The 12,183-nt window shown below is 70.0% G+C and carries 11 protein-coding genes; 10 read left to right on the plus strand and 1 reads right to left on the minus strand.

Features of this window, described 5'->3' with window-relative positions; all coding sequences use genetic code 11:
• Positions 1 to 271: 271 nt before the first annotated feature.
• The 6 genes from ACFVV1_RS21775 to ACFVV1_RS21800 all read left to right on the plus strand — a co-directional run bounded on the left by ACFVV1_RS21775 (position 272) and on the right by ACFVV1_RS21800 (position 7,589).
• Positions 272 to 580, plus strand: coding sequence for a hypothetical protein (locus ACFVV1_RS21775; RefSeq protein WP_018101695.1), 309 nt, complete (start codon positions 272 to 274; stop codon positions 578 to 580).
• Positions 581 to 759: 179 nt separating this feature from the next.
• On the plus strand, positions 760 to 1,632 hold the full coding sequence (locus ACFVV1_RS21780) for a hypothetical protein (RefSeq protein ID WP_389991514.1): 873 nt from the start codon (positions 760 to 762) through the stop codon (positions 1,630 to 1,632).
• On the plus strand, positions 1,622 to 2,992 hold the full coding sequence (locus ACFVV1_RS21785; protein ID WP_389991517.1) for a hypothetical protein: 1,371 nt from the start codon (positions 1,622 to 1,624) through the stop codon (positions 2,990 to 2,992). Before ACFVV1_RS21780 ends, ACFVV1_RS21785 begins: the two co-directional genes overlap by 11 nt.
• The gene (locus ACFVV1_RS21790) at positions 2,989 to 4,539 is read left to right on the plus strand and encodes an SCO6880 family protein (protein ID WP_389991519.1); all 1,551 of its coding nucleotides are present in this window, start codon (positions 2,989 to 2,991) and stop codon (positions 4,537 to 4,539) included. The genes ACFVV1_RS21785 and ACFVV1_RS21790 overlap by 4 nt, the downstream gene beginning before the upstream one ends.
• A 49-nt stretch (positions 4,540 to 4,588) precedes the next feature.
• On the plus strand, positions 4,589 to 6,007 hold the full coding sequence (locus ACFVV1_RS21795) for an ATP-binding protein (protein ID WP_389991522.1): 1,419 nt from the start codon (positions 4,589 to 4,591) through the stop codon (positions 6,005 to 6,007).
• 1 nt (position 6,008) lies between these two features.
• Positions 6,009 to 7,589 carry a type IV secretory system conjugative DNA transfer family protein gene (locus ACFVV1_RS21800; RefSeq protein WP_389991525.1) on the plus strand — a complete coding sequence of 527 codons (1,581 nt, stop codon included), beginning with the start codon at positions 6,009 to 6,011 and terminating at the stop codon, positions 7,587 to 7,589.
• Between the two features lie 31 nt (positions 7,590 to 7,620).
• Here ACFVV1_RS21800 and ACFVV1_RS21805 read toward each other — a convergent pair whose 3' ends face one another.
• Positions 7,621 to 8,184 (minus strand): GNAT family N-acetyltransferase, encoded by a 564-nt coding sequence (locus ACFVV1_RS21805; protein WP_389991528.1) that lies wholly within the window; start codon positions 8,182 to 8,184, stop codon positions 7,621 to 7,623.
• Between the two features lie 151 nt (positions 8,185 to 8,335).
• On the opposite strand from ACFVV1_RS21805, the gene ACFVV1_RS21810 reads away from it, so the two are divergent.
• The 4 genes from ACFVV1_RS21810 to ACFVV1_RS21825 are packed head-to-tail and all read left to right on the plus strand — an operon-like array spanning position 8,336 to position 12,073.
• Positions 8,336 to 9,274 (plus strand): ATP-binding cassette domain-containing protein, encoded by a 939-nt coding sequence (locus ACFVV1_RS21810; RefSeq protein ID WP_389991531.1) that lies wholly within the window; start codon positions 8,336 to 8,338, stop codon positions 9,272 to 9,274.
• Positions 9,271 to 10,080: an ABC transporter permease gene (locus ACFVV1_RS21815; protein ID WP_389991534.1), complete on the plus strand. Its 810-nt coding sequence runs from the start codon at positions 9,271 to 9,273 to the stop codon at positions 10,078 to 10,080. The genes ACFVV1_RS21810 and ACFVV1_RS21815 overlap by 4 nt, the downstream gene beginning before the upstream one ends.
• On the plus strand, positions 10,077 to 11,411 hold the full coding sequence (locus ACFVV1_RS21820; RefSeq protein ID WP_389991536.1) for a sensor histidine kinase: 1,335 nt from the start codon (positions 10,077 to 10,079) through the stop codon (positions 11,409 to 11,411). Before ACFVV1_RS21815 ends, ACFVV1_RS21820 begins: the two co-directional genes overlap by 4 nt.
• On the plus strand, positions 11,408 to 12,073 hold the full coding sequence (locus ACFVV1_RS21825; protein ID WP_389991539.1) for a response regulator: 666 nt from the start codon (positions 11,408 to 11,410) through the stop codon (positions 12,071 to 12,073). The genes ACFVV1_RS21820 and ACFVV1_RS21825 overlap by 4 nt, the downstream gene beginning before the upstream one ends.
• The last annotated feature ends 110 nt before the right edge of the window (positions 12,074 to 12,183 follow it).

A 12,183-nucleotide genomic window follows, 5' to 3' on the forward strand; every position in this document is an offset into this window, starting at 1 on the left:
GGCCAGGCCCTACGCGAAAGTCTCGGCCAGGGTGGCGGGATGGCAGTCATTGCCCGGGGTCACCCCCCGTGATACACAGAGTAACCATACATATTCGGTCATACACCGATTCGAACCGCAGGTCAGGACGGTCGGACCGGTCAAACGTGCGAGATCCGGGTAAAGAGAGCCGTCAAGGCGTCGTGCGAGAGCAGTTTCATCAGCGAAGATAGAGAGCGACCCATGTCGTGTGGCAGGGGCAATGAACTACCCAACAGGGGCGGTGACTTACATGATCCTGGCAGCTGAAAAGGGCGACATCACCACCATCATCGGCGGAATCGCCCCGAACTGGGGGCCGTTCGGGACCTTGGGCAACGAGGCCCGCGTAATGATCGAGGTCGTGATGGCCATTGCCATCCTGCTCTGCCTCGGCATCGCGGTCTGGGGCGCGGCGAAGCAGCGCATCGGCGCCACGGCACTGCGCGACACGTTCAGCGCGGAGCAGGGCAAGGGGCTGATCGTTGCCGGTCTGACCGGTGTGTTCATCATCGGATCGCTGGGAACCCTGTTCACCATCGTCTACGGGATGGCCGTCTGACCGGCTGTCATCCCACGCCAGGGGCAGTCCCGCCCACTCCCACACCATCCGTCCGTCGTGCCCACCGGCAGAGGTTGCGTCTCCCTGATGTCGAGTCACCACATCGCGCCCGAGCGGGAACCCGCACGGCTACCGTCGTACTACCCGGTTCAGGAAACGGTTGAGGGGGCGCACGCGGCATGAGCCTCGGCGACGAGAACGGCTACGGCAGCGGCTCGGGCCGTACGGACGATGGATACAGCACCATCGGCGGTACGCGCCAGACCCGTACCCGCCTCCCCGACGGCGAGGGCGGCGACGGCTACACCACCCCCCGGCGCCCCGCCCGCAGCTCCCGCTCCCTCGTCACGGTGGTCGGCGTGGTCGTCCTCCTGATCGCGGCCATCGCCTTCGCGAACATGGGCGGAGGCGGCAAAAACGGCAGCGGCGGCGGTTCGGGGGGCGCGGGGAACAAGCCGGACTCGTCGTCCACGGCGGCCACGGGGACGAAGCCGGTTGACGGGAAGAACGGCGCCATCGCGTCGGGCTTCGCCCACGACGATCAGGGGGCGCAGAGCGCTGCCGCGAACTACTCCGTGGCGCTCGGTTCGGCTGAGATGTTCGACAAGGCCAAACGGGACAGCATCCTGAATGCCGTCATCGCCCCGTCCGCCGTAGACGGATTCCGCACCACGCTCGATCAGGCCTACTCCACAGGTCTTTTCAAGAACCTGGGCCTCAACGACGACGGCTCGACCCCTGCGGGCTTCACCTTCATCTCGCGCACCACTCCCATCGGCACCAAGGTCACGAAAAGCTCTGCTGGCCATGCCACCGTGGAGGTTTGGTGCACCGGACTAATTGGCCTGGCTGGTGAGGGTTCAACCAATCCCGTAACGGACGGTTGGTTCACCATCACCATGGAACTGGAGTGGGTCAACGGCGATTGGAAGGCTGCCACTCACTCGCAGAAGGACGGCCCCGCCCCCGTGGGCCGCGACACACGGGCGTCCAGCGCTGATGAGATCGCTGGCGCGGTCAATGGGTTTGGAGGGTTCACCTATGCCCGATAGTCACAGTCCGCGTCGCCGCGTGACGTCTGTCGCGGCACTGCTGGCAGCGGTGCAGGTATCCGCCATCCTCTTGGCCACCAAAGTTGCCGCTGCCCCGACGCCGTCCCCCAGTCCAAGCAAGAGCAACAACGCTTGCGACCTCATCCACGGCCCCGCCAAGGACTACTGCGAAAACGGCGACGCAGGCACCCGAAAATCCGGCACCTCCTCCACCCTCGACAACTCCCAGGACCCCCTCTCCTCCCTCGCCCGCGGCTGCGCCGACGCCGCCGCCTGGATCATCGACAAGCTCAGCGACGCCGTGAAGAACACCGCGAACGTCGACTTCACCAACCCGACCTTCCTCCAGCAGTACGCGATCGTGTTCGCGGCCTCCGCCATCCTCACGCTCGTCCTGTGGCTGTTCGCCGTCGCCAAGCGCGCCATTCGTGGTGTCCCGCTCACCACCGCGATCTCCGAAGCCGTCGGGTTCCTCTGGCTGACCGTCATCGCCTCGGCCTTCACCCCGCTCATCCTGTACACGGTCGTATCCGCCACCGACGGCGTCAGTGACGTGATCGCCTCGGCCACCGGAAACAAGGCCGACCTCTTCTTCGGATCGTTCGCCGAAGCGCTCAAGGGCGGCAAAGACATCGGCGGCGGGCCGATCATGCTGATCATCGTCTCGCTGGTGTCCACCCTCGCCGCGGGCGTCCTCTACCTGGAGCTCGTCATCCGGGCAGCCCTGCTCTACGTCGGCGCCCTCCTCGGCGTTGTCGTCTACGCGGGCCTCGTCGACAAGAACATGTGGGGCCACGTCCGCCGCTGGGCAGGCATCATGATCGCGGTGATCATGGTGAAACCGGTCATCGTCATCGTCCTCGGACTGGCTGGCGCCCTCTCCACCGACGGCGGGCCCAACGCGTTCTCCTCCGTCGTCTCCGGCCTCGCCATCATCCTGCTCGCGATCTTCGCCTCCGCGATGATCTACCGCTTCGTCCCCGGCTTCGGCGACGAGATCCAGGGCGCCCGCACCAACCGCAAGCAGGCCACCGACGGCTCCCAGGCCGCCGCGATGATCAGCTCCCCCGCCGCTCTCGTCTCCCAGGGCATCAAGACCCACAGCAGCCGCAGCGGCCAGAACACCGGCGACAGCGGCAGCGGCGGCGGCCGGCCCGCCAACCCGGTCAGCGGCGGTGTCGCCGCGCACAGCTCCCGCAACTCCGGCAGCGGCGGCGGAACCGGCGGCGGATCCCCCGCCGCACCCCCGCCCCGCAGCGGCTCGGGCCCGACCTCGGGCACCCCGCACGGCAGCCGCTCCCCCCGAGGCGGCGGATCAGGCAGTTCAGGTAACAACAGCACGGGAGGTGGAGGGCGTTGACGACTCCGTCCCACACGATCACGCCCCGCCGTACGTATCTCATCGGCCGCGCCCGGCCGAACGCGATCGTCGGCAAGAACCGCGAGACCGGCGAGATCGCACTGATCATCGCCGGGGCGTTCCTCGGCATGATGAGCGGACTGGCCGTCCCCTACCTCGGCCCGCGGATCGTGCTGCTCGTGGGCTTCCCGCTCCTCGCCCTGGCGATCGTGTACGTCCCGTACAAGCACCGCACCTTTTACAAATGGTTTGAAATCAACCGCAGCTACAAGCGCACCCTGCGCCGCGGTACGACCTACCGCTCCGCCGCCATGGAAGCCGGCGTCGGCGCCGACGGGCGTGAGGTCGAGATCGGGCCGCCCCCCGGCATCGGCCGGATCAACTGGCTCGCCGCACCGTTCGGCCCGGACGAGATCGCCGTACTCCTGCACGCCGACCGCCGGACCGTCACCGCCGCGATCGAGATCGAGGGCCCCGGCGTCGGCCTCCGCGACAGCGAGGACCAGGAAGCGCTCGTCGACCGGTTCGGCACGCTGCTGAAGCACGTCGCCAACGGCGACGGATTCGTGACCCGCATCCAGATGCTGGCCCGCACCCTTCCCGCCGACCCGGACGCCCACGCCAAGGATGTCGCCCAGCGCGGCGACAGGACGTCCCCGGGCTGGCTGAAGGAGTCGTACGACCAGCTCCAGTCCATGGTCTCCACCTCCAGCGAGCAGCACCGCGCCTACCTCGTCGCCTGCATGCACTTCACCCGCGAGCTGGCCGCCGAGGCCAACGCCATGGCCCGCGCCGCCCGCCCCCAGGCCGGCCGCAAGCTCGACCGGGACGCGGGCCTCGCCGTCGTCATGGCGCGCGAACTCACCGACATCTGCGCCCGCCTCGCCGAGGCGGACATCCGGGTGCGCCAGCCGCTCGGCCAGAGCCGGCTCGCCTCCCTCGTGCACTCCATGTACGACCCCGACCACCCCATCGACCACATCCAGGCCATGACGAAGCGCAACGCCTGGCCGGCCGAACTGGACGCGGTCGAGCCGACGTTCCTCCAGGCCAAGACCCGTGAGTCGGCCACCCGCGCGCCCTGGTGCCACTCCACGGCCTGGGTGAAGGAATGGCCGATGACACCCGTCGGCGTCAACTTCCTGGCCCCGCTCCTCGTCCACACGCCCGATGTGATCCGTACGGTCGCGGTCTGCATGGACCTCGAACCCACCGAGATCGCCATCGAGCGGATGCTCACCGAGAAGACGAACGACGAGGCGGAAGCCAGCCGCCAGGCCAAGATGAACCGCACCGTCGACCCGCGCGACATCGCCGCCCACGGCCGTCTCGACCAGCGAGGTGAAGATCTCGCGAGCGGCGCGGCCGGAGTGAATCTGGTCGGGTACATCACCGTGTCCTCGCGTTCGCCCGAGTCCCTCGCCCGCGACAAGCGGACGATCCGGGCCTCGGCCGGCAAGTCGTATCTCAAGCTGGAGTGGTGCGACCGCGAGCACCACCGCGCCTTTGTGAACACCCTGCCGTTCGCCACCGGCATCCGTCGCTGACCACACTCGGCAGACAACCGAGAGAAACGAGAGGGAGGTCGGTCACGCCATGCGAGATCCGCTGTCCGCGCTGTCGGACGCCTTCACCGCCTTCCTCTTCGGGAAGGTGGAGACGACGAGGCTGCCCGTCCGTACGTCGACCGGGCAGGCCCAAGCCGTCTACCTGCCCACCGCGGCCCCCGGCCTCGGCGACTCCGGCGTGATCATCGGCCGTGAGGTGTACTCCGGCAAGGGCTACATCTACGACCCCTTCCAGCTGTACGGACAGCAGCTGCCCGCCCCGCACTGGCTGGTGCTCGGCGAGTCCGGCAACGGCAAGTCCGCACTGGAGAAGACGTACGTGCTCCGCCAGCTCCGCTTCCGCGACCGCCAGGTCGTCGTCCTGGACGCCCAGGGCGAGGACGGCGTCGGCGAGTGGAACCTCATCGCGCAGGAGCTCGGCCTCACCCCGATCCGCCTCGACCCGACCTCCGCGCTCAACGGCGGCATCCGGCTCAACCCGCTCGACCCCGCGATCACCACGACCGGCCAGCTCGCCCTGCTCCGTACGATCATCGAAGTCGCGATGGGACACGGCCTGGACGAACGGTCCGGCTTCGCGCTGAAGGTCGCCCACGCGTACGTCAACGAGACGATCACCGACCGGCAGCCGGTCCTGACCGACATCGTCGACCAACTGCGCCACCCCGAGCCCGAGTCCGCCGAGTCGATGAACGTCGACATAGACGACGTACGGGCCTGGGGCCTGGATGTCGCCCTCGTCCTGGACCGGCTGGTCGACGGTGACCTGCGCGGCATGTTCGACGGACCGACGAGCTTCGGCATCGACCTCGACGCCCCGCTGATCGTCTTCGACCTCTCGCACATCGACCGGAACTCGATCGCGATGCCGATCCTGATGGCGATCGTCGGCGTCTGGCTGGAGCACACCTGGATCAGGCCCGACCGGAAGAAACGCATCTTCCTGGTCGAAGAGGCCTGGCACATCATCAACTCCCCGTTCGTCGCCCAGCTCTTCCAGCGTCTGCTGAAGTTCGGGCGACGGCTGGGGCTGTCGTTCGTGGCCGTCGTCCACCACCTGAGCGACGTCGTCGACGGAGCGGCGGCCCGCGAGGCCGCCGCGATCCTCAAGATGGCCTCGACCCGCACGATCTACGCCCAGAAGGCCGACGAGGCCAGAGCCACCGGACGCGTCCTCGGCCTCCCCCGATGGGCCGTCGAGATCATCCCGACCCTCACCCCCGGCATCGCGGTCTGGGACGTCAACGGCAACGTCCAGGTGGTCAAACACCTGATCACCGAGGCGGAACGCCCGCTGGTCTTCACCGACCGCGCGATGACCGAGTCCTCCACGGCCGAACTCCTCCCGGAGGACGTACTCGCCGCCGACCTGGAGGCGGAACAGCGTGCAGCACGGATCGAGCACCAGCAACGACTGAACAAGTCGTCCGAGTCAACGGTGGCATGACATGGCGGGGCGCGGCGAGGTACGTACCGACGGCAGCGGCGGTGCCGGAAGCGGCGGGATCCCGGACGGCCTGCTGATCGGCCTGCTGGCCTTCCTGCTCGGGCTCACGCTCCTGGCGTGGACGGCCACCGGCCTGGCCGGACTGTTCGCGCACGGCGCCTGGCCGGAGGGGGTCACGCTCACCGAGACGCCCCTGGCGATGCGTCAGCTCGTCACCACACCGCACGATCTCCCGGCCGCCTGGCCGAACACCCCGGCGGACGAACTCTCCGGGTACGGATTGTTCTGGGGCCTGTTCATAGGCGAACTGATGGTGCTGCTGGTGCTGACGGTGTTCGTGCTGGGCGTGGTGGCCCGCTGGCGGGCGGTACGGGCGCGGCGGCGCAGCGAACAGTACGGGGACGAGGACAGCTACGGGGACGAGCACGTCTCGCCCGTACGGTCCCAGCACCACAAGCCCCGGCCCGAGGCCCACACCCCACCGCAACGACAGCCACAACCAACCCCGGAGCCGCACCCGCACCCGGAACCCACCGCTCCGGAGTCCACTGCCCCGGAACCCGCCCCACCCCCCGTCCCCGCCCCCGCCCCCGTCGAGCACACCACATCCGCAACCACTCTCCTCCCCGCTCTCCCCGCTCTCCCGTCCCCCCGTACCCCCCTCGTCGTCTACGGGCCGGCCGCCACCCGCCGCCCCACCGTCGTCCAGGCGATCCAGGAGGCCGACGGGCCCGCGCTCGTCGTCACCTCCGACCCCACCGTCTGGGGCGAGACGAAGGACGCCCGCGCCAAGCTCGGCCCGGTCCTCGTCTACGACCCGGGCCACCTCTGCGACACCCCGGCCCGCCTCCACTGGTCACCCACGGCCGGCTGCGAGCAGCCCGACACGGCCGCCGCCCGCGCCACCGCACTCCTCGCCCCGGTCCGGCCCCAGGCCCGTATCGACGCGGCGACGGCCGACACCGCGGAAACGCTCCTGAAGTGCTGGCTGCACGCCGCCGCCATCGACGGCAGGCCCTTCCGCCAGGTCCACCGCTGGGCCATCGGCGGCGGCGCCCACGAACCGGTGCGGCTGCTCCGTACCCACCCCAAGGCGGCCTCCGGACTCGCCGGTCTGCTGGAGTCCGCACTCACCGCTTACCCCGAACGCCGTGAGGTGGCACAGGCGTTGACGGTACGGGCCTTCGCCGCGCTCTCCTCGGTCCACATCCGCGAGGCCTGCACACCCAACCGGGCCGATTCGCTCGCGCTGGAATCTTTCGCGCGCGAGGGGGGCACTCTTTATGTGCTGGGCGAATCGATCGAGGATCCCCGCTCGGGCCCCGGAGCAATGCCCCTGCTCACGGCACTCGCATCGCACGTGGTCGAGCACGGCCGCCGCATGGCCGCACGGTCAACCGACGGTCGGCTCGACCCACCAATGACGCTCGTACTCGACGACGTCGCCGCGGTGGCGCCGCTGCCCCGGCTCCCCGAACTGCTGTCGACCGGCCAGGCCCAGGGCCTGCCGACGCTGGCCCTCCTCCGCTCCCAGGAACAGGCCCGCGCCCGCTGGTCCCAGGACCTCACCGGCCCACGCTGACCGTACGCACCCCGCGCCCCACTCCCCGCGCCTACACCGCCGGCCGCTCCACCGCGTACTCCAACTCCCGAGCGGACGGGTCGCCCGGCACGGGCACAGACTGCCCGGTGGCCACGAACCCGATCCGCCGGTAGAACGCCGCAGCCCGCGCGTTGCCCTCGTGCACATACAGCCGCACCCGCTCGATCCGCGGCTCCCCCAACGACCACGCCCAGTCCGTCCCGACCCGGAACAACGCCTCGGCCAGGCCCTCGCCCCGCGCCTCGGGCCGTACGAACACGCCGACCACATGCGCCTGGTGGACATCGGCCGCCTCCCCGAACCGCACCTCCGCGTCCGGCCGCTCGATCAGTACGGTGACGCTGCCGTCCCACCGCCCGTCGGGCGCGACGGCGACGAATTGCCGCACCTCACCACTCCCGGCCTCGGAAGAGCCGAGCGCCCGGTCCTGCCAGAACTCGTCGGACCGGGCCGCGGCCTGCGCGTACGTCTCCAGAAAGGCCACCGGCGCCACCGGGTCCCGCAGGGCGGCCAGCCGCAACTCCTTGACCAGGGGCCATTCATCCGCGCGTATTGCTCGTATCTCATGTTCCATCCGCCGATCCTGTCCCGCCCGCCCGACCTGCGCAAACAACTTTCATGGCCCACGACGGCCGGGGCGCCGTCGTACCCCGGTACTACACGCCCCGCCATATCCCGCCCCAGGTCCGACGCCCGCCGCGCGCCGCCTCCGTAGCGTCGGCCGCATGATCAGGGCATACGAACTCACCAAGAGGTACGGCGACACCACCGTCGTCCAGGACCTCGACTTCACGGTCCGGCCCGGCGCCGTCACCGGATTCCTCGGCCCGAACGGCGCCGGGAAGTCCACGACGATGCGCATGCTGCTCGGCCTGGACGCACCCACCCGCGGCCGCTCGACGATCGGCGGACGCGCGTACGCCGCCCACAGCGCACCGCTCACCGAGGTCGGCGCGCTCCTGGAGGCCCGCTCCGTCCATCCCGGCCGGACCGCCTTCAACCACCTCATGGCGCTCGCCCACACCCACGGCATCCCGCGCGGCCGCGTCGAACACGTCCTCGACCTGGCCGGCCTGAACACGGTCGCCCACAAACGGATCAAGGGCTTCTCGCTCGGCATGGGCCAACGCCTCGGCATCGCCGCCGCCCTGCTCGGCGACCCGGCCACCCTCATCCTGGACGAGCCGGTCAACGGTCTCGACCCGGAGGGCGTGCTGTGGATCCGTAACCTCCTCGGATCCCTTGCCCAGCAGGGCCGTACGGTCCTCGTCTCCTCGCACCTGATGAGCGAGATGGCCCTCACCGCCGACCACCTGATCATCATCGGCCGCGGCCGGCTCCTCGCCGACACGACGATCGCCGACTTCGTCGCCATGGCGGGCGGCGCCTCGGTCAAGGTCGTCACCCCGCAGACCCACGCCCTGCGCGGGCTCCTCACCGGCCCCGGCATCGAGATCACCACCGGCCCGGCCGCCTCCCCCGACGAGCTGGAGATCCGCGGTACGGACGCGGCACACATCGGCCGCACCGCGGCCGCCCACGCCATCCCCCTGTACGAACTCACGCCGCGCACCGCCTCCTTGGAACAGGCCTTCATGGACCTGACGCAGGAGTCGGTCGAGTACCGGACCACCACCCCCGAACCGACCGGAGCCCTCGCATGACCACCGCAGTCAGCCACCCGAGCCGACGCCCTGATCAAAACCCCTACCGAGTCACGACCACCCGGGTCCTGCGCTCCGAATGGCAAAAACTCCACTCCCTGCGCTCCTCCTGGATCACTCTGGTCTCGGCGTCCGTCCTGGTTCTCGCCGTCGGCCTGGTCATGGGCGCGACGTACACGTCCGGCGGTGGCGACTCCGACGTCGACACGGTGGTCCTGGTCCTCTACGGCTCGGTGCTCGGTACGTTGTGCACCGTGGTGCTGGGCATCCTGGTGACCGCGGGCGAGTACTCGACGGGCCTGATCCGCGCCTCGCTCACCGCGGTCCCCCGCAGGCTCCCGGTCCTGTGGGCGAAGGCGGCGGTCTTCACCGTCACCGTCTTCGTGGTCATGCTCACCACCGCCCTGATCACCTTCGTCGCCGCCCAGCTCCTGCTCCACGACACCGACCAGGCGGCCTCGCTCGGCGACCCGGGCGTGTTCCGCGCGGTCGTCGGCAACGCCGCCGGCATCACCCTGCTGAGCCTGATCGCGCTCGGACTCGGCGCCCTGATCCGCTCGGTGCCGGGTGCGATCGGCGCATTCATCGGGGGCGTAATGATCCTGCCCGAGGTCCTCTCCATGCTCCCGTACGACGCCGTGAAGAGCGCCGTCACGTACTTCCCCACCCAGGCGGCGGGCGCCCTCGGCTCCGCCACCCCGCTCCCGGGCGAGGCCCCCGTGGACGGGGCCCTGCTCGCCCTGTGCCTCTGGGCCGGTACTACCCTGGGCGCGGCCGCCCTGCTGCTGCGCCGACGCGACGCATGACGACGGGGCCGCCCGGACGCGAGGATGGACGCGTGACGGACGACGACGAGAACCGCGGCCCGGACCCGGGCGGCGCCCCGCTCACCGGACACGTCCAGCGCCTGCTCCAGCGCGTCCGAGCCTTCGACCTGCGTCGGCCGGTGGTCTGGAACGGGCTGCTCACCACGTTCTGGGTGATGTTCGCGGTACTCGACTTCACCTCCGGCGGCTGGCGCACCGTGGCCATGGACCCCCGGGCGCCCGAACCACTGGTGCTGGTGATGAGCCTGGCGTTCTCCGCACCGCTGCTGTGGCGCCGCACGCATCCCGTGGCCGTGCTGGTGTTCATGACCCCGTTCGCCCTGGCCAATGTCTGGACGGGTGCCGTCGTCCAGGCCGCGTACCTGCAGGAAATCGTCGTCTTCAACATCGCGCTACGCCTGTCCATGCGAACCCTGGTGCGGGCGGGCGCCCTGGTGACCGCCCCGCTCGTCGTCGGCATGCTGCGCTTCCCGCACACCTGGGACCTGCTCTTCGTGCCTCACCTCTGGGCGTTCGCGCTCGCGTCCCTGCTGGGGATCGTGGTCCGTACGCGCAAGGAGTACACGGAGGCCCTGGTCGACCGCGCCCGCCGGCTGGAACTCGAACGCGACCAGCAGGCCCAGCTCGCGGCGGCCGCCGAACGCACCCGTATCGCCCGCGAGATGCACGACATCATCGGCCACAACCTGTCCGTCATCACGGGCCTCGCGGACGGCGGCGCCTACGCGGCGGCCAGGAGCCCGGACCGGGCCGCCCAGGCCCTGGAAGCCATCGGCACCACGAGCCGCCAGGCCCTCACCGAACTCCGCCGCCTGCTCGGCGTCCTGCGCGACCACCCCACCGAGGCCGACCGCGCCCCGCAGCCGACCCTCGACGACCTCGACGCGCTCCTCACCGGCGTCCGCACGGCGGGCCTCCCCGTGCGCCTGCGCGTCCACGGCACGCCCCCGCTGTCCCCGCCCACCGCGGGCCGCCAGTTGACGGTCTACCGGGTGGTCCAGGAGGCCCTGACGAATACGCTGAAGCACGGCGGCGGGGACCCGTCGCTGACAGCGGAGGTCACGCTCACCTACCGGACGACGGAACTGGAAGCCCTGATCACGGACACGGGCACCACCTGCGGTGGGCCCGAGGGCAGTAGCCCCGGCGGCGGCCAGGGAATCACCGGGATGCGCGAACGGGCATCCCTCTACGACGGCACACTCGAAGCAGGCCCGCTGCTACCGGCGGCCATCGCCACGACTTCGGCTGCTTCTGCGGCCGGCTGGCGGGTCCGGCTCCGACTCCCCCTGGAGGACACACCCTCGTGACGACCGTGCTCATCGCGGACGACCAGCCGATGCAACGCTTCGGCTTCCGCATGCTGTTGGAGAGCCAGGACGACATGACCGTCGTCGGCGAGGCCGCGAACGGCCACGAGGCCCTGAACCTCGTCTCCCGGCACCGTCCGGACGTGGCGCTGATGGACATCCGCATGCCGCTCCTGGACGGCATCGAAGCCACCCGACGCATCATCAGGGCCGGTTCCCGCACCCGCGTCCTCATCGTCACGACGTTCGACCTCGACCGGTACGCGTACGACGGCCTCCGCGCCGGCGCCAGCGGCTTCCTCATCAAGGACGCGCTGCCGGAGGAACTCCTCTCCGGCATCCGCGCCGTGGCGAGCGGCGACGCGGTGGTCGCCCCCAGCCTGACCCGCCGTCTCCTGGACGCGTATGTGCAGCATCTGCCGACCGTTCCCGGCGGCCCCGCCACCCTGGACGAACGCATCGCGCCCCTCACCGAGCGGGAGAGGGAGATCCTCACGGTCATCGGCCGGGGCTGGACCAACACGGAAATCGCCGAACGACTCCACCTCGCCGAATCAACGGTGAAGACGCACGTCACGCGCATCCTCGCCAAAACGGGATCCCGCGACCGCGTACAGGCAGTCATCCTGGCCTACGACACCCATCTGGTCACCCCCGCCTGACAGCAAAGAGGGGTAAACGCAGAAAAGCCCCGTGCCACAAGGGCACGGGGCTTTCCGTAAAAGGAGTTCGGCGGCGTCCTACTCTCCCACAGGGTCCCCCCTGCAGTACC

This window comes from Streptomyces sp. NPDC058092 (assembly GCF_042884935.1).
Lineage (GTDB): Bacteria > Actinomycetota > Actinomycetes > Streptomycetales > Streptomycetaceae > Streptomyces.

Bases quoted from the DNA above. Each gene is read 5' to 3' on its own strand.
- ACFVV1_RS21775 (WP_018101695.1), top strand. From the start codon at position 272: ATGATCCTGGCAGCTGAAAAGGGCGACATCACCACCATCATCGGCGGA.
- ACFVV1_RS21780 (WP_389991514.1), top strand. From the start codon at position 760: ATGAGCCTCGGCGACGAGAACGGCTACGGCAGCGGCTCGGGCCGTACG.
- ACFVV1_RS21785 (WP_389991517.1), top strand. From the start codon at position 1,622: ATGCCCGATAGTCACAGTCCGCGTCGCCGCGTGACGTCTGTCGCGGCA.
- ACFVV1_RS21795 (WP_389991522.1), top strand. From the start codon at position 4,589: ATGCGAGATCCGCTGTCCGCGCTGTCGGACGCCTTCACCGCCTTCCTC.
- ACFVV1_RS21800 (WP_389991525.1), top strand. From the start codon at position 6,009: ATGGCGGGGCGCGGCGAGGTACGTACCGACGGCAGCGGCGGTGCCGGA.
- ACFVV1_RS21805 (WP_389991528.1), bottom strand. From the start codon at position 8,184: ATGGAACATGAGATACGAGCAATACGCGCGGATGAATGGCCCCTGGTC.
- ACFVV1_RS21810 (WP_389991531.1), top strand. From the start codon at position 8,336: ATGATCAGGGCATACGAACTCACCAAGAGGTACGGCGACACCACCGTC.
- ACFVV1_RS21815 (WP_389991534.1), top strand. From the start codon at position 9,271: ATGACCACCGCAGTCAGCCACCCGAGCCGACGCCCTGATCAAAACCCC.
- ACFVV1_RS21820 (WP_389991536.1), top strand. From the start codon at position 10,077: ATGACGACGGGGCCGCCCGGACGCGAGGATGGACGCGTGACGGACGAC.